Below are 18525 nucleotides of genomic sequence, written 5' to 3'. Positions count from 1 at the left end.
CGATTGTCGCCGCTGCGCTTCGCGCGCACCGCCACGGGGGCGCGCTCAGGTGGTGTAGTCGCCGCTGGCTTCGGGCTGGAACAGCAGCGCCGTGATCGTGGCCGTGTGCGGCTGGCCATCGGGCGCGCTCCAGCGCGCCACCTCGCCCACGCGCAGCCCCAGCAGGGCCAGGCCCACGGGCGAGAGCACCGAGATGAAACCGGTGCCGGGCTCGGCGTCGGCGGGGTAGCAGAGGGTGAGGCGGCGCGGCTCGGCGCTGCCGCCCTCGCCCTCGCCGTCCTGCACCAGCACCTGCGAGTACATGGTGACCACGTCGGGCGCGACCTCGCGCGAGGGCACCACGCTCGCAAGATCGAGCAGGTCGCCCACGCGCAGCGCTTCGCCCTGGCGGCGCAGGCGCTCCAGGCGCACGTGGTCAAGTTCGGTGAGCGTGCGCTCGGCAAAAGAAACGGGGGTCATCGACGGCTCCTTCGAAAGGCCCTGGACACACCGCGGGGGGTGGGTGTGCGGGCCGGACAGCGCCGGGCACTGGCTTGGGGCCCGGCGATCGAAGGTGGCGCGAAGAATGGGGAGGGGGGTGGATCGCCGGGCTCAGGAATGTGCGTCAGACAGCACCGCACGCGCCCACGCGAGGGGGCGGTACCGGGACAGGGACGACAGTCGGCGGGGCGAAACCATACCCCCAATGGTACCTCAGGCCAGGGTTCCGGCCGTCAGACGCAGCACGCGGTCGCAGCGCGCAGCCAGGTTTTCGTCGTGCGTCACGAGCACAAAGGCCGTGCCCTGGTCGCGCGCCAGGTCCATCATGAGCGCAAACACGCCGTCGGCGGTGCCGCGGTCGAGGTTGCCCGTGGGCTCGTCGGCCAGCACACAGGCCGGCTGCGTGACCAGGGCGCGCGCGATCGCCACGCGCTGGCGCTCGCCGCCCGAAAGCTCGGACGGGCGGTGCGCGATGCGCTCGCCCAGGCCCACGCGCGCGAGCATCTGCGTGGCGCGCTCGGCCGCTTCGGCGCGCGGCAGGCGGCGGATCCACAGCGGCATGGCCACGTTGTCGCGCGCGCTGAACTCGGGCAGCAGGTGGTGGAACTGGTAGACGAAGCCCAGGTGCTGGTTGCGCAAGGCCCCCTGCTCGGTCGCCGAGAGCTGCGACAGCGCCTGGCCCTTGAGCGTGACGCTGCCGCTGCTGGGCGCGTCGAGACCCCCGAGCAGGTGCAGCAGCGTGCTCTTGCCCGAGCCCGAGGCGCCGACGATGGCGAGGGTTTCGCCCGCGTGCACGTCGAGGTCCACGCCGTGCAGCACGGTGAGATCGATGCGACCTTCGTGGAAGCGCTTGGTGAGGCCGCGGGCCTGCAGGACGGTGGAGGACGTCATAGGGGTTTCGCCGCCGGGCCGCCCCAAGGCGAAACGCACCCCCACGGGGGGCAGCGACCCGCGCAGCGGCGGAGCGTGGGGGCCTTATTCATAACGGAGGGCCTCGGCGGGGTTGACGCGGCTGGCGCGCCAGCTCGGGTACAGCGTGGCCAGGAAGGCCAGCACCAGCGAGATCACCGCCACGGGCACGATGTCGCCCTGCTGCGGGTCGCTCGGCATGCGGCTGATGAGGTAGATGTCCTGCGGCAGGAAGCTCGCGCCCAGCAGGCGTTCGAGCGCGGGCACCAGGGTGTCGATGTTGAAGGCCACGCCCAGGCCCAGCAGCAGGCCCACGCCGGTGCCGATCACGCCCACGGCCGCGCCCTGCACCACGAAGATGCCCATGATGCTCGATGGGCTCGCGCCCAGCGTGCGCAGGATCGCGATGTCGGCGCGCTTGTCGGTCACTGTCATGACCAGCGTGGACACGAGGTTGAACGCGGCCACCGCGACGATCAGCGTGAGGATGATGAACATCATGCGTTTCTCGAGCTGCACGGCCGCGAACCAGGTGCGGTTCTGGCGCGTCCAGTCGCGCACCACCAGGCCCGGCGGCAGGTCGGCCGCCATGTGCACCGCCACCTCGCGCGCGGCGTGCAGGTCGCGGATCTTCACGCGCACGCCCGTGGGCCCTTCGACGCGGAAGATGCGCGCGGCGTCGTCCTGGTGCAGCATGGCCAGGGCCGAGTCGTACTCGTAGTGGCCCGAATCGAAGGTGCCCACCACCGTCATGGTGCGCACGCGCGGCACCACGCCCGCGGGCGTGACCTGGCCGCTGGGCGCAATCAGCGTGACCGTGTCGCCCGCCACCACGCCCAGGCTGCGCGCGAGCTCGCCGCCGAGCACGATGCCGAACCCACCGGGCTGCAGGCGCGGCAGCACGGTGCCCGAAAGGTCGGCCGCGAGGTCGGTCACGCGCGGCTCCAGCGCCGGGTCGATGCCGCGCACCAGCACGCCCTTCATGTCTTCGCCGCGCGCGATCAGCGCCTGCGCGCCCACGAACGGGGCCGCGCCCAGCACCTCGGGCCGCGCTTCGATGCGCGAGAGCACCTGCGGCAGATCGGGGATGGCCTGGCCGTTGGCCTCGAACACCTCGATGTGCGAAAGCACGCCCAGCATGCGGTCGCGCACCTCCTTCTGAAAGCCGTTCATGACCGACAGCACGATGATCAGCGCGGCCACGCCCAGCGCAATGCCCAGCATGGACACGCCCGAGATGAAGGAAATGAAGCCGTTGCGCCGCGTGGCGCGGCCGGCGCGGGTATAGCGCCAGCCCAGCAGGAGTTCGTAAGGGGTTTGCATGGATGAAGCCGGGGATTGTGGCATCCCCGACAATCGGCCCATGCCTTCTGCCCAGGATCCCGTGCCCCACTGGGTGGTTCCCTTCGCCGCCCTCGGCGCCGAGGGACAACACCCCGACTGGCCCCCCCTGCCCCGCCTGCAGGCCCTGCTGCCCCGCCTGCGCGAGCAGCAGCGCGACCGCGGCGAGCACACCGACCCCACCCTGCCGCACGAGCGCGCGATCGCCACGGCGCAGGGCCTGGCCGTGGCCGATCACGCCTGGCCCGGCGCCGCGCTGCACAGCGCGCAACCGCACGAGCCCCAGGCCTGGGTGCACCCGGTGCACCTGCAGGTGGGCATGGACCAGGTGACGCTGCAACCGGCCGAGCTGTTCGGCCTCGACGAAGCCGCCTCGCGCCGCCTGTTCGAGGCCTTCGCGCCGCTGTGCGCCGAAGACGGCCTCGCCCTGCACTTCGACAGCCCCGTGCGTTGGCGCGCCAGCGGTGAACGCCTGCGCGGCCTGCGCTGCGCGAGCCTGGACCGTGTGGCGGGCCGCTCGATCGCGCCCTGGCAGCCGCAAGGCAGCGAGGCACGCTGGCTGCAACGCCTCATGAACGAGGCCCAGATGCTGTTCTACACGCACCCCGTGAACGACGCGCGCGAGGCCGCGCGCCAGCCCGCGGTGAACGGCCTGTGGTTCAGCGCCGCGGGCGCGGTCGATGCCGGCGTGACGCCCGGCCCCGCGCCCACCGTGGCCGACGACCTGCGCGCGAGCGCGCTCGGCGGCGATGCCGCGGCCTGGCGCGCGGCCTGGCAGGCGCTGGATGCCCGCCTCGTGCCCGAACTGCAGACCCTGGCGCAACAAGGCCGGCCCTTCGCCCTCACACTCTGCGGCGAGCGCAGCGCCGTCACGCTGCAGCCCCACACGCCTTCCCCCTGGCAAGGCCTGGCCCGCGCGCTGGGCCTGGCGCGCACCTCCCAGGTGGCCGACCTGCTCGAGACCCTATGAAGATCACCACCCGCGACGTCCCCCCGCGCGCCGCCTGGGCGCTTGAACAGAGCGGCCTGCACCCGCTGCTCGCGCGCCTGTACGCGGCGCGCGGCATCGCGCAGCGCGAAGAACTCGACGACGCGCTCGCCCACCTGCTGCCGCCCGCCACGCTCAAGGGCGCCGACGAAGCCGCGCGCGCCCTCGCCGACGCCATGGCCGCGCAGCGCCGCCTCTGCGTGGTGGCCGACTACGACTGCGACGGCGCCACCGCCTGCGCCGTGGCCGTGCGCGGCCTGCGCCTGCTGGGCGCGCCCCTGGGCTTCGACAACGTGCACTACCTGGTACCCGACCGCGTGGTCGACGGCTACGGCCTCACGCCCCCGATCGCGCAGCGCGTGAAGGCCAGCGGCGCCGACGTGCTCATCACGGTGGACAACGGCATCGCCAGCCTCGACGGCGTGCGCGCCGCGCGCGGGCTCGGGCTCGAGGTGATCGTGACCGACCACCACCTGCCCGCACAGCAGAACGGCGCCACCGTGCTGCCGGCCGACTGCACCATCGTCAACCCCAACCAGCCCGGTTGCGGCTTCGAAAGCAAGAGCATCGCGGGCGTGGGCGTGATGTTCTACGTGCTGCTGGCGCTGCGCGCCGAGTTGCGCGCACGCGGCGTGTTCGACGCCCAGACGCAGCCCAAGATCGACAGCCTGCTGCCGCTGGTGGCCCTGGGCACCGTGGCCGACGTGGTCAAGCTCGACACCAACAACCGCCGCCTCGTGGCGCAGGGCCTGAAGCGCGTGCGCGCGGGCGCGCTGCCGCCGGGCATGACCGCGCTGTTCGCCGCCGCCGGCCGCCGCCCGCAGACCGCCACCACCTTCGACTTCGGCTTCGCGCTTGGCCCGCGCCTGAACGCCGCGGGCCGCCTGGCCGACATGACGCTGGGCATCGAGTGCCTGATCACCGACGACGCCACCCGTGCCGACGAACTCGCGCGCACGCTCGACGGCATCAACCGCGAGCGCAAGGCCATCGAGGGCGAGATGCGCGAGCAGGCGCTGATGCTGGCCGAAGAGATGTTCGATGAGAGCGAGCAGCCCCCGCCCGCCCTGGTGGTGTTCGACCCCGACTTCCACGAAGGCGTGGTGGGCATCGTGGCCTCGCGCCTGAAAGACAAGCTGCACCGCCCCACCTTCGTGTTCGCGGCGAGCAGCGCGCCCGGCAAGGAACACGAGCTCAAGGGCTCGGGCCGATCGATCGCGGGCTTTCACCTGCGCGACGCGCTCGACCTGGTGGCCAAGCGCCACCCCGGCGTGCTGTTGCGCTTTGGCGGCCATGCCATGGCCGCGGGCTGCACCATCGCCGAGGAGCACCTGGACACCTTCGAGCAGGCGCTGCAGCAGGTGGCGCACGAATGGCTGGACGCCGCCACGCTGCAGCGCCGCGTGGAAACCGATGGCCCGCTGGACCGCCAGTACCGCCGGCCCGATCTGGTGGACACCCTGCACGGCCAGGTGTGGGGCCAGGGCTTCGCGCCGCCGGTGTTCAGCGAAGAGGTGCGCGTGGTGAGCCAGCGCATCGTGGGCGAGAAGCACCTGGCGCTCAAGCTGCAGCACCAGGGCGACCCGGTGGACGGCATCTGGTTCGGCCACACCGAACCGCTGCCCGCGCGCGTGAAGATCGCCTTCCGCCTCGACGCGGACGAATGGCAGGGTCAGCGGCGGGTGCGCTTTCTGGTCGAAGCCGCGGAGGTCTGAGGCCTCAGATCACCACCGGCTCGGGCTCGAGCCGGATGCCGAAGCGTTCGTAGACGCTGGTCTGGATCGCCTTGGCCAGCGTCACCACCTCGCCGCCCGTGGCGCCGCCGCGGTTCACCAGCACCAGGGCCTGTTTCTCGTACACGCCCGCGTTGCCCACGCCGCGGCCCTTCCAGCCGCAGGCGTCGATCAGCCAGCCCGCGGCCAGTTTCACCGTGCCGTCGGGCATGGGGTAGTGCACCACCTTGGGCTCGCGCGCGATGATGTCGGCGCACTGCTCGGGCGTGACCGTGGGGTTCTTGAAGAAGCTGCCCGCGTTGCCGATCACCGCCGGGTCGGGCAGCTTGGCGCGGCGGATCGCGCAGATCCACTCGAACAGCGTGCGCGCATCGGGGGCGTTGTTGCCGGTCTCGGCCATCTTGCGTTCGAGGTCGGCGTAGCCCAGCACGGGCTTCCAGGGCTTGGGCAGCAGCAGCCGCACGCGCGTGATCAGCGCGCGGCCCGCCAGGCCGAAATCGCGCGCGTCGGTGGGCAGGTGCTTGAACACCGAGTCGCGGTAGCCGAAGCCGCATTGCGCGGCGTCGAGCGTGAAGCGCTCGCCGCTGCGCAGGTCGATCGCGTCGAGCGAATGGAAACGGTCCTGCAGCTCCACGCCGTAGGCGCCGATGTTCTGCACCGGCGAGGCGCCCACGGTGCCCGGGATCAGCGCCAGGTTCTCCAAACCGGGCCAGCCCTGCGCCAGCGTCCACTGCACGAAGGTGTGCCAGTTTTCGCCCGCGCCGGCCTCCACCAGCCAGCCGCGCGCGGTCTCCTCGATCAGGCGCCGGCCGGCGATCTCCACCTTGAGCACCAGCGGCTTCACGTCGCCCGTGATCACCAGGTTGCTGCCGCCGCCGAGCACGAAGGGCGGCTGCTCGCGCACCAGCGCGGCCCAGGCCGGATCGGACCGCAGCGCGGTCAGGTCGTCCTCGTGGCGGATGCGCGCCAGGTGGTGGGCCTTGGCCACGATGCCAAAGCTGTTGTGGGCCTGCAGCGGCACTTGCTTCTCGACTATCATGGCCGCGATTTTCTCACCCGCTTTCCGACCGCCCCATGCCCTCGTTTGACACCGTCCTCGAAGCCGATCTCGTCGAAGTCAAGAATGCCGTCGACCAGGTGTCGCGCGAAATCGGCACGCGCTTCGATTTCAAGGGCACGAGCGCCGCGATCGAGCTCAAGGACAAGGAGATCACGCTGTTCGGCGACGCCGACTTCCAGCTCCAGCAGATCGAAGACGTGCTGCGCAACAAGCTCGCCAAGCGCAACGTCGATGTGCGCTTCCTCGACATCGGCAAGGTCGAGAAGATGGGCGGCGACAAGGTCAAGCAGGTGGTGAAGGTGCGCAACGGCATCGCCACCGAAGACGGCAAGAAGATCCAGCAGGCCATCAAGGCCAGCAAGCTCAAGGTGCAGGGCGCCATCCAGGGCGACGCGGTGCGCGTGACCGGCGCCAAGCGCGACGACCTGCAGGCGGCCATGGCCATCATCCGCACCGAGATGAAGGACCTGCCCCTCTCCTTCAATAACTTCCGCGACTGACCATGAGGCAAGGCCTGCTGGCGGCGTTGCTCCTGGGCACGGCCGGCTTGGCACTGGCGCAGTCCGTCGCGCTCACGGGCGTGTCGGGCAACAAGGCGCTGATCGTGGTCGACGGCGGTGCGCCGCGCTTCGTCACCGCGGGCCAGGTGCACCAGGGCGTGCGCGTGCTCGCGGTGCAGGGCGACACCGCCACCATCGAGGTGCAGGGCCGGCGCCAGACGCTGCGGGTGGGCGAAGACCCGGTGAGCCATGGGCGCGATCACACACCGTCCGAAGGCGCGCGGCGCATCGTGATCACCGCCGACAGCCGCGGCCATTTCCTGCCGCCGGGCCAGATCAACGGCCGCGCCGTGCAGTTCATGGTCGATACGGGCGCGAGCCAGGTGGTCATCGGCGAGCCCGAGGCGCGCCGCCTGGGCCTGCCCTTTGAGAAGGGCACCAAGGTGCAGGTGTCCACCGCCAACGGCAACGTGGTGGGCCACCAGCTGCAGCTCGACACGGTGCGCGTGGGCGAGGCCCAGGTGTACGCGGTGTCGGCCATCGTGCTGCCGCAGCCCATGCCCTACGTGCTGTTGGGCAACACCTTCCTCACGCGCTTTCAGCTGCAGCGCACCAACGACCAGCTCACGCTGGACAAGAAGTAGCGCGGGGCCGGTCTCAGGCCTGGGCGGCCGTGACCACGATCTCGATGCGGTAGGCCGGGTTGGCCAGCGCGGCCTGCACGGTCGCGCGCGGCGGCGCGGCGCCGGGCACCACCCAGGCGTCCCACACTTCATTCATGGCCGCGATGTCGCGGATGTCGGTGAGGAAGATCTCGGTGCGCAGGATGCGCGACTTGTCGCTGCCGCATTCGCGCAGGCGCTGCTCCACCTGCTGCAGCACGTCCTCGGTCTGGCCGCGGATGTCGACGTCGCCGCGCTCGGGCACCATGCCCGCGAGGAACACGATGCCGTTGAACACGGCGGCTTCGCTGTAGCGCGCGGCCATGCCGACGCGGGTGATGTCCTGGCTCATTTCTTCTTCGATCCCAGCTTGCTTTCGGTGCCCGCGATCAGGCGGTTGATGTTCTCGGCGTGGCGCCACACCAGCAGCACGGCCATGGCGGCCAGGCCGAGCACCATGGCGCCCGGCGCATCCCAGGCCACGTCGGCGCCGAGCAGGTAGTAGGCCGGCGCGAACACCGCGGTGACGATGGACGCGAGCGACGAGTAGCGGAAGAACACCGCGATGATGAGCCAGGTGGCCAACGAGGCCAGACCCAGCCAGGGGTTGAAGGCCAGGATGACGCCGGCCGCCGTGGCCACGCCCTTGCCGCCCTGGAAGCGGAAGAACACGGGGAACAGGTGGCCCAGGAAGGCCGCGAAGCCCACCAGCGCCACGGTGCCCGCGCCCAGGCCGAAGCGCTCGCCATAGACCTGCACCAGCACCACCGGCAGCCAGCCCTTGAAGGCGTCGAGCAGCAGGGTGATGACCGCCGCGGCCTTGTTGCCCGAGCGCAGCACGTTGGTGGCGCCGGGGTTCTTGCTGCCGTAGGTGCGCGGGTCCGACAGGCCCATGAGGCGGCTCACCAGCACCGCGAACGACAGCGATCCGATCAGGTACGCGGCCAGTGTGGCCAGCGCGGGGTAGAACGCTTGCAAGAGTGTCTCCTCACTCGATGTCGACAGGGGGCGTCATTCTGCCAGCGCACACTGCACCGGCCGCGCGCCCAGGGGCGCCGTGAGCACCGCGGGCGCGATGCCCACCAGAAAGCCGCGGCGGCCCCCATTGATCCAGATCTTCGGCAATTCGAGCACGGTGGACTCGACCCACACCGGCATGGCGCGCTTGAGCCCGAACGGAGAGGTGCCGCCCACCAGGAAGCCGCTGTGGCGGTTGGCCACCTCGGGCTTGCAGGGCTCGACCGACTTGGCGCCGATCTGCCGCGCGAGGTTCTTGGTCGACACCGTGCGGTTGCCGTGCATGAGCACGGCCAGGGGCCGCGCGGCCTCGTCCTGCATGATCAGGGTCTTGACCACCGCGAACGGGTCCAGGCCCAGCACCTGCGCGCTGTGCTGCGCGCCGCCGTGCTCCAGGTACTCGTAGGGATGCTCGGTGTACGCCACGCCGTGCGCCTTGAGCCAGGCGGTGGCGGGCGTTTCGCTGACGTGTGCGGCCTTCTTGCTCATTGCGCGGGGTCGCGCGATTCCCAGCGGATCTGGTCGATCGCGGTCAGCAGCTCGGGCGTGAGCGACACGTCCCAGGCGTCCAGGCACTGGTCGAGCTGGGCCACGCTGGTCACGCCGATGATGGTGCTGGCCACGCGCCAGTTGCGGTAGCAGAAGGCCAGCGCAAGCTGCGCGGGCGTGAGCCCGTGCTCGCGCGCGAGCGCGTTGTAGCGCCTGGCCGTGGCCAGCGCCTCGGGCCGGCCCCAGCGCTGTTTGCGCATGCTGTCGTACAGCGCCATGCGGCCGTGGTCACCGACCAGGCCGGTGTCGTCGTACTTGCCGGTGAGCAGGCCAAAGCCCAGCGGCGAGTAGGCCAGCAGCGACACGCCCAGGCGGTGGCAGCTTTCGTCGAGGCCGTTCTCGTAACTGCGGTTGATCAGGCAATAGGGGTTCTGCACCGTGGCCACGCGCGGCAGGCCGTGCTGCTCGGCCAGGCGCACGAACTCGTGCACGCCATAGGGTGTTTCGTTGGAAAGACCGATCGCGCGCACCTTGCCGGCCTTGACCAGGTCGGCCATGGCGTCGAGCTGCTCGTGGATGGACGCGTGCGGCTTGTCCTTGGACGGGTCGAAGTACAGCGCGCCGAAGGCCGGCACGTTGCGCGCGGGCCAGTGGATCTGGTACAGGTCGATCACGTCGGTCTGCAGGCGGCGCAGGCTGCCCTCGCAGGCGTTGACGATCTCGGCCTTGCTCAGGCCCGCCACCTCGCCGCGGATCCAGGGCATGCCGCGCGAGGGCCCGGCCACCTTGGTCGCGAGCACCACCTTCTGGCGCAGGCCCGGCGTGCGCGCGAACCAGTGGCCGATGATGGTTTCGGTGGCGCCGCAGGTTTCGGCGCGCGCGGGCACCGAGTACATCTCGGCGGCGTCGATGAAGTTCACGCCGCGCTCGAACGATCGGTCGAGGATGGCGTGGGCGGTGGGCTGGTCGACCTGTTCACCGAAAGTCATGGTGCCCAGGCAGATGGGCGAGACATGCAGCGGGCTCTGGCCCAGGGGCAGGTGTTTCATCGGAGCGGTGGAAAGGGTTTGTAAATTCAGATACGTCCTACGGCACAGATACCGGACGGGGTGTAAGTTTAGGCGGTGGTCTTCAACCCACGGACCGTGGTGCCTGTGCCGCGGCCCCTCCGACCTCTCCGATCCACGAACCGCGAGGAACGCCTTCATGAACACCTCCCCCTCTTCCTTCACGCGCGGCCTGACCCTGCTCACCGTGGCCGCGGCCATCGCCGTCACGGGCTGCGCCAACATGAGCGAAACGCAACGGGACAGCGCCAAGGGCGCGGGCATCGGCGCGGCGGCCGGTGTGGTGCTGGGCGGCCTCACGGGAGGCTCCAAGGGTGCGGCGCAGGGCGCGGTGCTGGGCGCGGGCGCGGGTGCGCTGGGTGGCTACATCTGGTCCACGCGCATGCAGGAGCAGAAAAAGCAGATGGAAGCGGCCACGGCCGGCACCGGCATCGGCGTGAGCCAGACCGCCGACAACCGCCTCAAGCTCGACGTGCCGGCCGACGCGGGCTTCGCCTCGGGCCGCTCCACGCTGAGCCCCACGCTGGTGCGCGTGCTGGGCCAGTTCGCCACCACGCTGCAGCAGAACCAGGCCACGCAGGTGTCCATCATCGGCCACACCGACAGCTCGGGCAGCGACGCGATCAACAACCCGCTGTCGTTCGACCGCGCCAACGCCACGCGCGACTACCTGGTGGGCCGCGGCGTATCGGCCGCGCGCATCAGCACCGACGGCCGCGGCTCGCGCGAACCCGTCGCCGACAACGGCACGCCCCAGGGCCGTGCGCTGAACCGCCGGGTGGAGATCTACGTGGCCGAACCGGCCACCGCGGCGCAGCGCTGAGCCAGCACGCCGGCCTCGCGCAGCTGCGCGATCTCGGCCGGCGTGTAGCCGAGTTCGGTGAGCACGGCCTCGCTGTGTTCACCCAGAGCGGGCGGCGCCGAGCGCACGCCGGGCCGTGCGCCATCGAGCGTGATGGGCAGCAGCGCGGTGCGCGTCTGCACGGGCCGGCCGGCGCAGCTCGTGTCGGGCGGCAGGCGCACCTCGGCCAGCCCGCCGCTGGCCAGCAGGTGCGGGTCGTCGAACAGGTCTTGCGGCTTCGTGATGGGGGCGTAGGGCAGGCCGATGCGCTCGAAGCGCGCGCCGAGCTCGGCGGCGCTGAAGCCCGCGAAGCGCTCGCGCAGCAGCGGCAGCATCCAGTCGCGGGCCTGCACGCGGGCATTGTTGCCCACCAGGCGCGGGTCGTCGCGCAAGTCGTCGAAGCCGAAGGCCTCGCACATCAGCGCCCACTGCGAATCGCTCACGGCGGCCAGGAACACCTGCTCGCCGTCCTTCACGGTGAACACGTCGTACACCGCCCAGGCGCTGATGCGCCCGGGCATGGGTGCGGCGGGCCGGCCCGTGACGGCGAACTGCATCATGTGCTGCGCCATGAGGAACACGTTGTTCTCGAACAGCGCGCTCTGCACGCGCTGACCGCGGCCGGTCTTCTCGCGCTGTGCCAGCGCGGCGAGCACGCCGATGGCGCCGAACATGCCGCCCATGATGTCGTTGACGCTGGTGCCCGCGCGCAGCGGCCGGCCTTCGGGACCGGTCATGTAGGCCAGGCCGCCCATCATCTGCACGACCTCGTCGAGCGCGGTGCGGTGTTCGTAGGGACCGGGCAGGAAGCCCTTGTGCGACACGCTGATGAGGCGCGGATTGAGCCGGGTCAGCGCCTCGTGGCCCAGGCCCAGCTGGTCCATGGTGCCGCTCTTGAAGTTCTCGCTGAACACGTCGGCGCGCGCCAGCAGGCGCAGCACGATCTCGCGCCCGCGCGGGTCCTTCACGTCGACCGCGAGGCTCTTCTTGTTGCGGTTGAAGGTGCCGAAGAAACCTGCGCCCGACCCCAGCAGGCGGCGCGTGCTGTCGCCCCCCAGCGGCTCGACCTTGATCACCTCGGCGCCGAGGTCGGCCAGGATCAGGCCGCAGGTCGGGCCCATCACCATGTGCGTGAGCTCGACCACGCGCAGGCCGCTCAGAGGCAGTTCGTGGGAAGGGTTCATGCGGTGCCTTTCATTGCGGCCGGGACACGGCCGTCGGCGTAGGTGAAGCCGCGCGTGAGGCCGGCTTCGGGCGTCATGCCGTATACAGGCTCGCCGGGCAGGCCGGCGCGCAAGAACTCGCGCGCAGCCATCAGGCGGTCGAGGTCCACGCCGGTGCGCACGCCCATGGCCTCGAACATGAAGACCAGGTCTTCGGTGACCACGTTGCCCGAGGCGCCCGGCGCGTAGGGGCAGCCGCCCAGGCCGCCCTGCGAACTGTCGAAGGTGCGCACGCCCGCGTCGTGCGCGGCCAGGCAGTTGGCGAGGCCCAGGCCGCGCGTGTTGTGCAGGTGGGCCGCGCCGGTGCGCTCGCCGATCTCGGCGCGCACGCGCCGGAACAGCCGCCGAACCTGCGCCGGATTGGCCATGCCCGTGGTGTCGGACAGGCCGATCTCGTCGGCGCCGGCCTCGGCCAGCGCCACGGCCAGGCGCACCACGTCGTCCTCGGGCACGGGGCCCTGCAGGGTGCAGCCGAAGGCGGTGGACACGCCGGCCTCCACGCGCACCCGCGGCGCGCTGGCCCTGCGCAGCGCCACCACCGCGCGCACCTCGTCGACCATCTGCGCGCGCGTCTTGCGCACATTGGCCAGCGAATGCGCCTCGCTCGCCGAGACCGGCAGCGTGAGCTTGTGCACGCCGCTGGCCAGCGCCGCCTCGGCGCCGCGCACGTTGGGCACCAACGCCATCACCGTGAGGCCGGGCCTGGTGAGCGCGTGCCGCACCACCTCGGCCACGTCGGCCATCTGCGGCAACAGCCGCGCCGGCACGAACGAACCGACCTCGATCTCGCGCAGGCCTGCGGCGTGCAGGCCGTCGATCCAGGCCAGCTTGTGCGCCGTGGGCATGGTGGCCTTGACGCTCTGCAGGCCGTCGCGCGGGCCGACCTCGCTGATGAGGACATCGGTTGTCATGACATCGTTTAGTCTGTAGGATGGACCGTTGTTTCTGTACCGTGGACCGATGATAAGAACCGGTCACAGGCCTGTCAAACCGCCGGAGTGCGCCCATGCCCCGCAAGTCTTCCCACGCCTCGGTCGCCGACGACAATGCCGCTCCCGGCGGTGCCGCTGCGGTGGATCGCGCAATCAGCCTGCTGGCCGCGTTCCGCCCGGGCGACCGCTCGCTGGGCGTGAGCGAACTCGCCGAGCGCACGCGCCTGTACAACAGCACTGTGCTGCGTCTGCTCGCCTCGCTGGCCCATGGCGGCCTGGTGCAGCGCACGCCCGAAGGCCGCTGGGCCCTCGGGCCCGAGATCGCCCGCCTCGCGGCGCTGCACGCCGAAGCCTTTTCGCTCGAAGACCTGGTGCTGCCCGAGATGCGCGCGCTCGGGGCGCGAACGCAGGAGAGCGTGGCCTTTCATGTGCGCCAGGGCGATCAGCGCCTGGTGCTGTTCCGTGTGGACTCGCCGCACCTGTTGCGCGACCACGTGCGTGCGGGCGATCTGCTGCCGCTGAACCGCGGCGCGGGCGGGCGCGTGCTCATGGCCTTCGCCGGGGCGCGCGGCAAGCTCTACGAGCAGGTGCGGCGCGACGGCTACGTGGCGCTCACGGGCGATCGGGTGGCGGGCCTGGTGGGCATCTCGGCGCCGGTGTGGCGCGCCGGGCACGAGCTGGTGGGCGCGCTCACGCTCACGGTGCCCGAGCCGCGCGCAAAGCCTTCGTTCGTGGACGCGCTGCGCGCCTCGGCCGCGCGCCTGACCAAGGCCCTGGGCGGCTAGCGCTCCGCGGCCTTCGCGCGCGCTTCCTCCTGCAGCCGCAGCACGCGCCGCTGCACCTTGCCAGTGGTGGTCATGGGCAGGGCGTCGATGAACTCGATGGCTTTCGGGTACTCGTAGGGCGCAAGCCGACCCTTCACATGGGCCTGCAGCTCGGCGATCAGCGCCGCGTCGCCCGTGTACCCGGGCGACAGCACGACGTAGGCCTTCACCACCGCGCCGCGCTCGGCGTCGGGCTTGGGCACCACGGCGGCGTTGGCCACGGCGGGGTGCTTGACCAGGCAGTTCTCGATCTCGCTGGGGCCGATGCGGTAACCCGCGGCCTTGAAGACGTCGTCGGCACGGCCCTGGTACCACAGGTAGCCGTCGGCGTCGCGCACCGCGAGGTCGCCGGTGCGGCACCAGCTGTCCGCCGGGTCGCCGGTGTACTTGCCGCGCGTGGCGGCCTCGTTCTTCCAGTAGCCCAGGAAGAAGATCGGGTCGGGCTCGCCGTGCACGTCGAGCCGGTGCACCGCCACGTCGCCCGGCACGCCCACGGGGCATTCGCGGCCCTCCTCGTCGATCACCGCCACCCGGTGGCCGGGGTAGCCCTTGCCCATGCTGCCGGGCTTGGCGGGCCACAGGCGCGTGCAGTTGCCCACCACGTAGTTGATCTCGGTCTGGCCGAACATCTCGTTGACCGGCACGCCGAGCCCGTCGCGGCACCAGTGGTAGACCGCGTCGCCCACGGCCTCGCCCGCGCTCATGAGGCCCTGCAGCGCGAGGCGGAAGTGCCGTCGCGGCTGCGGAAAGGCCTTCATCATGGCCTTGAGCGCGGTGGGAAACAGGAAGCTGTGCGTCACGCCGTGGCGCTCGATGAGTTCGAACGCGGTCTGCGCCGAGAAGCGACCGTTGTGCGCCACGATGGGCCGGCCGAAGTACAGCGTGGGCAGCAGCGCGTCCATGAGGCCGCCGGTCCAGGCCCAGTCGGCGGGCGACCAGAACACCGCATCCGAGGGTTTCGCGGCGTCGAAGGGGTCGAAGCCGAACCAGTTCTGGCTGCACACGAAGCCCGTGAGGTTGCCGATCAGCGCCCGGTGCGGAATGAGCGCGCCCTTGGGGTTGCCGGTGGTGCCGCTGGTGTAGATCAGCACCGCGGCCTCGTCGGCGTGGGTGTGCGCGGGCTCGAAGGCCTCGGGCTGCTGCGCGAGCAGCGCGGTCCAGTCGAGTGCGCTGCCGCCCACGGCGTCGACCGCGATCACGTCCTGCAGGCGCGGGCAGTGTGCGCTCACCGATTGCACCGCGGCGAGCGTGCTGGCGTCGCAGACCGCGAGCACGGCCTCGCTGTCGTGCAGGCGGAACTGCAGCGCCTCGGGGCCGAAGAGTTGCGACAGCGGCATGGCCACGGCGCCGAGCTGCAGCACCGCCATGTAGGCCACCGCGGTCTCGAAGCGCTGCGGCAGCACGATGGCCACGCGGTCGCCGCGCTGCACGCCCAGCACCTGCAGCGCGTTCGCCAGCCGGTTGGCCTGCGCGAACAGCTCGGCGTAACTGTGGCGGCGGTCGGGCTGGCCCGGGGCGGTGGCGATCACCGCGGTCTGGCGTGCGGTCTCGGGATCGGTGGCCCAGCGCCGCATGCAGACCTCGGCCATGTTGAAGGCCTCGGGCACCCGCCAGCGAAAGCCCGCGTGCAGGCTCGCGTACCGGTCCGGTGCGGCAGCGGGCGCGGTGTCGCGGTCTTGACGGCGGCGCATGGGTGTCTCCTCTCGCGTCTTTATGATCGATCGAATGTACCAAGTGCAACGCCCCTCCCGCAGCGACTTCCTGCCCATCCGCGGCTGGCGCTACCACGTGCGCAGCTGGGGCGAACCCGACCCCTCGCGGCCACCGCTGGTGCTGGTGCACGGCTGGATGGACGTGGCCGCGTCATGGCAGTTCGTGGTGGACACGCTGCGCGAGCAGCGCCACATCGTGGCGCCCGACTGGCGCGGCTACGGCGACACCACCTTCGATGGCCCGGCGCCCGACAGCTACTGGTTCCCCGACTACCTGGGCGATCTCGACGCGCTGCTCGACACCCTGTTCGGCGATCGCGCGGTGGACCTCGTGGGCCACAGCATGGGCGGCCACGTGGCCACGCTGTACGCGGGCGCGCGGCCGCAGCGCATCCGCCGCCTGGTGAACCTCGAAGGCTTCGGCATGCCGGCCTCGGTGCCGGCGCAGGCGCCCACGCGCTACGCCCACTGGCTCGACGAGATCCGCGCCCAGCGCCGCGGCGACATGGACCTGAGCGACTACACCGACGCCGATGGCGTGGCGCGCCGCCTCATGAAGACCAACCCGCGCCTGGCGCCCGACAAGGCCGACTGGCTTGCGCGCCAGTGGGCCCGGCCCAACAGCGAGGGCCGCTGGGCGATCCTGGGCGATTCGGCGCACAAGGTGAGCAACGCGGTGCTGTTCCGGCCCGACGAGGCGATCGCGGTGTACCAGCGCATCGGCGCGCCGACGCTGGTGGTCACGGCCGGTGACGACAGCCTGGGCCAGTGGTGGAAGGGCCGCTACACGCTGGCCGAATTCCTGCAGCGCATCGGCCATGTGCCCAACCTGCGGCACGAGGTGGTGCCCGATGCCGGGCACATGATGCACCACGACCAGCCGGCCCTGCTGGCGGCGCTGATCGAGGCGTTCCTGTCGGACAAAACCTGATTCGATGCACCTGGACACAGGTGCAGCCCGCCGCGGTGGCAGACTCGCGCGATGCATTTCCGACGCCTGCCCCTCCTGACCGCCCTGCTCTGCAGCGGCCCCGCCTTCGCCTTCAATGCCTGCCCCGGCTGGGACGACCCGCTGCCCGACGGGCAGGCGGCCTACGAGGTGTTCGCCTCGCCGTACACGCACCACTGGTCGCACGACCCCGAGCACCGGCCCGTGGTCGCGCTGGCGCTCAACCGCCACCTGCCCGACGACCGCTTCTGCGGCCTTTCGCTGTTTCGCAACTCCTTCGGCCAGCCCTCGGGCTACCTCTACGCGGGCAAGCGCTGGAACAACCTGCTTGCGAACTGGCCCCAGGTGTACGCCCAGGTGAGCGCGGGTGTGATCTACGGCTACGTGGGCCAGTACAAGAACAAGGTGCCGGGCAACGTGGGCGGCTTTTCGCCGGCCATCGTGCCCGCGGTGGGCTACCGGCTGACCGACCGCGCGGGCCTGGAGGTGCAGATCCTGGGCACCGCCGCCGTGATGTTCGGCGCGACCTGGCGGTATTGATGCCCCCACGCTCCGCCGCTGCGCGGGTCGCTGCCCCCCGAGGGGGCCGATCCGGCTGGGGGCGGCCCGGCGCCGGATCGTGAGGCCCCCACGCTCCGCCGCTGTGGCCATGAGAAAATCGCGCCTTTGCCCGATTGACCGCAGGAACGACCATGGACGCCGAACAGATCAACGCCATTCAGAGCCAGCTCAAGGACCTCAGCACCCGGGTGGTCGAACTGCGGAGGTATCTTTGACTACGATGCCAAGGCATCGAAGCTGAAGGAAGTCGAGTCCGCGCTCGAAGACCCGACCGTCTGGGACAACCCCAAGCGCGCGCAAGACCTGAGCAAGGAGCGCAAGTCGCTCGAAGACGTGGTGCTGGTGCTCGACCGGCTCGGCAGTGAACTGGCCGACAACAGCGAGCTGTTCGAGATGTCGGCCGCCGACAACGACGAAGCCGGCCTGCGCACCATCGCCGACGAGGCCGCCAAAGTGCAGGCCGAGGTCGAGCGGCTCGAATTCCGCCGCATGTTCAACAACCCGGCGGACCCCCTGAACTGTTTCGTGGACATCCAGGCTGGCGCCGGTGGCACCGAGGCCTGCGACTGGGCCAGCATGCTGCTGCGCCAGTACCTGCGCTACGCCGAGCGCAAGGGCTTCACCACCACGGTGGAAGACGAAACCCCCGGCGACACCGCGGGCATCAAGAGCGCCACCATCAAGGTCGAGGGCGAATACGCCTTCGGCCTGCTGCGCACCGAAACCGGCGTGCACCGACTGGTGCGCAAGAGCCCCTTCGACAGCTCGGGCGGCCGCCACACCTCGTTCGCGTCCATCTTCGTGTACCCCGAGGTCGACGACACGATCGAGATCGAGATCAACCCGGCCGACGTGCGCGTGGACACCTACCGCGCCAGCGGCGCCGGCGGCCAGCACATCAACAAGACCGATTCGGCGGTGCGCCTCACGCACATTCCCACCGGCATCGTGGTGCAGTGCCAGGACGGCCGCAGCCAGCACAGCAACCGCGACGTGGCCTGGAAGCGGCTGCGCTCGCGCCTGTACGACCACGAAATGCGCAAGCGCATGGAAGAGCAGCAGAAGCTGGAGGACACCAAGACCGACGTCGGCTGGGGCCACCAGATCCGCTCCTACGTGCTGGACAACAGCCGCATCAAGGACCTGCGCACCAACGTCGAGATCTCGGCCACCCAGAAAGTGCTCGACGGCGATCTCGACGCCTTCATCGAAGCTTCGCTCAAACAGGGGGTCTGAC

20 protein-coding genes are annotated in these 18525 nt (G+C 70.9%); 9 read left to right on the top strand and 11 right to left on the bottom strand.

Annotated features, from left to right (window positions below; all coding sequences use genetic code 11):
- Window positions 1-45 precede the first annotated feature (45 nt).
- The 3 genes from WDZ95_RS20255 to WDZ95_RS20245 all read right to left on the bottom strand — a co-directional run bounded on the left by WDZ95_RS20255 (window position 46) and on the right by WDZ95_RS20245 (window position 2712).
- Complete coding sequence (locus tag WDZ95_RS20255; RefSeq protein WP_425781155.1) at window positions 46-459, bottom strand: GreA/GreB family elongation factor; 414 nt, start codon at window positions 457-459, stop codon at window positions 46-48.
- Between the two features lie 234 nt (window positions 460-693).
- Window positions 694-1371: a lipoprotein-releasing ABC transporter ATP-binding protein LolD gene (lolD, locus tag WDZ95_RS20250; RefSeq protein WP_425781153.1), complete on the bottom strand. Its 678-nt coding sequence runs from the start codon at window positions 1369-1371 to the stop codon at window positions 694-696.
- A gap of 84 nt (window positions 1372-1455) precedes the next feature.
- Window positions 1456-2712, bottom strand: a complete 1257-nt coding sequence (locus WDZ95_RS20245; protein ID WP_166223609.1) for a lipoprotein-releasing ABC transporter permease subunit — start codon at window positions 2710-2712, stop codon at window positions 1456-1458.
- Between the two features lie 40 nt (window positions 2713-2752).
- Here WDZ95_RS20245 and WDZ95_RS20240 point away from each other — a divergent pair, with 40 nt between their 5' ends.
- Together WDZ95_RS20240 and recJ are read left to right on the top strand one after the other, a co-directional pair.
- Complete coding sequence (locus WDZ95_RS20240) at window positions 2753-3700, top strand: phosphoglycerate mutase (RefSeq protein ID WP_425781151.1); 948 nt, start codon at window positions 2753-2755, stop codon at window positions 3698-3700.
- Window positions 3697-5433 carry a single-stranded-DNA-specific exonuclease RecJ gene (gene recJ, locus WDZ95_RS20235; protein ID WP_425781149.1) on the top strand — a complete coding sequence of 579 codons (1737 nt, stop codon included), beginning with the start codon at window positions 3697-3699 and terminating at the stop codon, window positions 5431-5433. The genes WDZ95_RS20240 and recJ overlap by 4 nt, the downstream gene beginning before the upstream one ends.
- A gap of 4 nt (window positions 5434-5437) precedes the next feature.
- Here recJ and murB read toward each other — a convergent pair whose 3' ends face one another.
- Entirely contained in the window at window positions 5438-6490 is a 1053-nt protein-coding gene (gene murB, locus WDZ95_RS20230; RefSeq protein WP_425781147.1) for a UDP-N-acetylmuramate dehydrogenase, read from the bottom strand.
- 35 nt (window positions 6491-6525) lie between these two features.
- On the opposite strand from murB, the gene WDZ95_RS20225 reads away from it, so the two are divergent.
- Together WDZ95_RS20225 and WDZ95_RS20220 are read left to right on the top strand one after the other, a co-directional pair.
- Window positions 6526-7011: a YajQ family cyclic di-GMP-binding protein gene (locus WDZ95_RS20225; RefSeq protein ID WP_425781145.1), complete on the top strand. Its 486-nt coding sequence runs from the start codon at window positions 6526-6528 to the stop codon at window positions 7009-7011.
- Between the two features lie 2 nt (window positions 7012-7013).
- Complete coding sequence (locus WDZ95_RS20220) at window positions 7014-7655, top strand: retropepsin-like aspartic protease family protein (RefSeq protein WP_425781143.1); 642 nt, start codon at window positions 7014-7016, stop codon at window positions 7653-7655.
- A gap of 13 nt (window positions 7656-7668) precedes the next feature.
- On the opposite strand, the gene WDZ95_RS20215 is transcribed toward WDZ95_RS20220, so the two are convergent.
- The 4 genes from WDZ95_RS20215 to WDZ95_RS20200 are packed head-to-tail and all read right to left on the bottom strand — an operon-like array spanning window position 7669 to window position 10228.
- On the bottom strand, window positions 7669-8025 hold the full coding sequence (locus tag WDZ95_RS20215) for a RidA family protein (RefSeq protein WP_166223591.1): 357 nt from the start codon (window positions 8023-8025) through the stop codon (window positions 7669-7671).
- Entirely contained in the window at window positions 8022-8651 is a 630-nt protein-coding gene (gene plsY / locus WDZ95_RS20210) for a glycerol-3-phosphate 1-O-acyltransferase PlsY (RefSeq protein ID WP_425781141.1), read from the bottom strand. Before plsY ends, WDZ95_RS20215 begins: the two co-directional genes overlap by 4 nt.
- A gap of 33 nt (window positions 8652-8684) precedes the next feature.
- A complete protein-coding gene (locus WDZ95_RS20205) occupies window positions 8685-9179 on the bottom strand; it encodes an aminoacyl-tRNA deacylase (RefSeq protein ID WP_287469523.1) in 495 nt (164 codons plus the stop codon).
- On the bottom strand, window positions 9176-10228 hold the full coding sequence (locus WDZ95_RS20200; protein ID WP_425781139.1) for an aldo/keto reductase: 1053 nt from the start codon (window positions 10226-10228) through the stop codon (window positions 9176-9178). The genes WDZ95_RS20205 and WDZ95_RS20200 overlap by 4 nt, the downstream gene beginning before the upstream one ends.
- Window positions 10229-10385: 157 nt before the next feature.
- Between WDZ95_RS20200 and WDZ95_RS20195 the strand changes: the two genes are divergently transcribed.
- On the top strand, window positions 10386-11069 hold the full coding sequence (locus WDZ95_RS20195) for an OmpA family protein (RefSeq protein WP_166223579.1): 684 nt from the start codon (window positions 10386-10388) through the stop codon (window positions 11067-11069).
- Here the strand turns inward: WDZ95_RS20195 and WDZ95_RS20190 are convergent.
- Window positions 11033-12271, bottom strand: coding sequence for a CaiB/BaiF CoA transferase family protein (locus WDZ95_RS20190; protein WP_425781136.1), 1239 nt, complete (start codon window positions 12269-12271; stop codon window positions 11033-11035). The two genes, WDZ95_RS20195 and WDZ95_RS20190, sit on opposite strands and share 37 nt — an antisense overlap.
- The gene (locus WDZ95_RS20185) at window positions 12268-13221 is read right to left on the bottom strand and encodes a hydroxymethylglutaryl-CoA lyase (RefSeq protein WP_425781135.1); all 954 of its coding nucleotides are present in this window, start codon (window positions 13219-13221) and stop codon (window positions 12268-12270) included. Before WDZ95_RS20185 ends, WDZ95_RS20190 begins: the two co-directional genes overlap by 4 nt.
- 95 nt (window positions 13222-13316) lie before the next feature.
- Between WDZ95_RS20185 and WDZ95_RS20180 the strand changes: the two genes are divergently transcribed.
- Complete coding sequence (locus tag WDZ95_RS20180; protein ID WP_425781133.1) at window positions 13317-14027, top strand: IclR family transcriptional regulator; 711 nt, start codon at window positions 13317-13319, stop codon at window positions 14025-14027.
- Here WDZ95_RS20180 and WDZ95_RS20175 read toward each other — a convergent pair.
- Window positions 14024-15757 (bottom strand): acyl-CoA synthetase, encoded by a 1734-nt coding sequence (locus tag WDZ95_RS20175; protein WP_425781131.1) that lies wholly within the window; start codon window positions 15755-15757, stop codon window positions 14024-14026. The genes WDZ95_RS20180 and WDZ95_RS20175 overlap by 4 nt on opposite strands.
- Window positions 15758-15791: 34 nt before the next feature.
- On the opposite strand from WDZ95_RS20175, the gene WDZ95_RS20170 reads away from it, so the two are divergent.
- From WDZ95_RS20170 to prfB, 3 genes are all read left to right on the top strand, one after another.
- The gene (locus tag WDZ95_RS20170) at window positions 15792-16709 is read left to right on the top strand and encodes an alpha/beta fold hydrolase (RefSeq protein WP_425781129.1); all 918 of its coding nucleotides are present in this window, start codon (window positions 15792-15794) and stop codon (window positions 16707-16709) included.
- 51 nt (window positions 16710-16760) lie between these two features.
- The gene (locus WDZ95_RS20165) at window positions 16761-17267 is read left to right on the top strand and encodes a hypothetical protein (RefSeq protein ID WP_425781127.1); all 507 of its coding nucleotides are present in this window, start codon (window positions 16761-16763) and stop codon (window positions 17265-17267) included.
- A gap of 152 nt (window positions 17268-17419) precedes the next feature.
- Window positions 17420-18524 (top strand): peptide chain release factor 2 gene (gene prfB / locus WDZ95_RS20160; protein WP_166223559.1). Its coding sequence is split into 2 segments (ribosomal slippage): window positions 17420-17500 and window positions 17502-18524, totalling 1104 coding nucleotides; the frame shifts between segments, so codons are not numbered across the junction.
- Window position 18525: the final 1 nt, after the last annotated feature.

This window comes from Hydrogenophaga sp. T2 (assembly GCF_049843535.1).
GTDB lineage: Bacteria > Pseudomonadota > Gammaproteobacteria > Burkholderiales > Burkholderiaceae_C > Hydrogenophaga > Hydrogenophaga crocea.
The sequence above is the reverse complement of the archived record's forward strand: the minus strand, read 5'-3'. Positions and strand labels throughout refer to the sequence as shown.

What these genes read in the sequence shown, in the direction of transcription:
- WDZ95_RS20225 (WP_425781145.1), top strand. Translation starts at nt 6,526, where the DNA reads ATGCCCTCGTTTGACACCGTCCTCGAAGCCGATCTCGTCGAAGTCAAG.
- WDZ95_RS20215 (WP_166223591.1), bottom strand. Translation starts at nt 8,025, where the DNA reads ATGAGCCAGGACATCACCCGCGTCGGCATGGCCGCGCGCTACAGCGAA.
- murB (WP_425781147.1), bottom strand. Translation starts at nt 6,490, where the DNA reads ATGATAGTCGAGAAGCAAGTGCCGCTGCAGGCCCACAACAGCTTTGGC.
- WDZ95_RS20175 (WP_425781131.1), bottom strand. Translation starts at nt 15,757, where the DNA reads ATGCGCCGCCGTCAAGACCGCGACACCGCGCCCGCTGCCGCACCGGAC.
- WDZ95_RS20185 (WP_425781135.1), bottom strand. Translation starts at nt 13,221, where the DNA reads ATGACAACCGATGTCCTCATCAGCGAGGTCGGCCCGCGCGACGGCCTG.
- WDZ95_RS20170 (WP_425781129.1), top strand. Translation starts at nt 15,792, where the DNA reads ATGTACCAAGTGCAACGCCCCTCCCGCAGCGACTTCCTGCCCATCCGC.
- WDZ95_RS20195 (WP_166223579.1), top strand. Translation starts at nt 10,386, where the DNA reads ATGAACACCTCCCCCTCTTCCTTCACGCGCGGCCTGACCCTGCTCACC.
- WDZ95_RS20200 (WP_425781139.1), bottom strand. Translation starts at nt 10,228, where the DNA reads ATGAAACACCTGCCCCTGGGCCAGAGCCCGCTGCATGTCTCGCCCATC.
- WDZ95_RS20255 (WP_425781155.1), bottom strand. Translation starts at nt 459, where the DNA reads ATGACCCCCGTTTCTTTTGCCGAGCGCACGCTCACCGAACTTGACCAC.
- WDZ95_RS20245 (WP_166223609.1), bottom strand. Translation starts at nt 2,712, where the DNA reads ATGCAAACCCCTTACGAACTCCTGCTGGGCTGGCGCTATACCCGCGCC.
- WDZ95_RS20190 (WP_425781136.1), bottom strand. Translation starts at nt 12,271, where the DNA reads ATGAACCCTTCCCACGAACTGCCTCTGAGCGGCCTGCGCGTGGTCGAG.
- lolD (WP_425781153.1), bottom strand. Translation starts at nt 1,371, where the DNA reads ATGACGTCCTCCACCGTCCTGCAGGCCCGCGGCCTCACCAAGCGCTTC.
- WDZ95_RS20205 (WP_287469523.1), bottom strand. Translation starts at nt 9,179, where the DNA reads ATGAGCAAGAAGGCCGCACACGTCAGCGAAACGCCCGCCACCGCCTGG.
- recJ (WP_425781149.1), top strand. Translation starts at nt 3,697, where the DNA reads ATGAAGATCACCACCCGCGACGTCCCCCCGCGCGCCGCCTGGGCGCTT.
- WDZ95_RS20220 (WP_425781143.1), top strand. Translation starts at nt 7,014, where the DNA reads ATGAGGCAAGGCCTGCTGGCGGCGTTGCTCCTGGGCACGGCCGGCTTG.
- WDZ95_RS20165 (WP_425781127.1), top strand. Translation starts at nt 16,761, where the DNA reads ATGCATTTCCGACGCCTGCCCCTCCTGACCGCCCTGCTCTGCAGCGGC.
- WDZ95_RS20240 (WP_425781151.1), top strand. Translation starts at nt 2,753, where the DNA reads ATGCCTTCTGCCCAGGATCCCGTGCCCCACTGGGTGGTTCCCTTCGCC.
- WDZ95_RS20180 (WP_425781133.1), top strand. Translation starts at nt 13,317, where the DNA reads ATGCCCCGCAAGTCTTCCCACGCCTCGGTCGCCGACGACAATGCCGCT.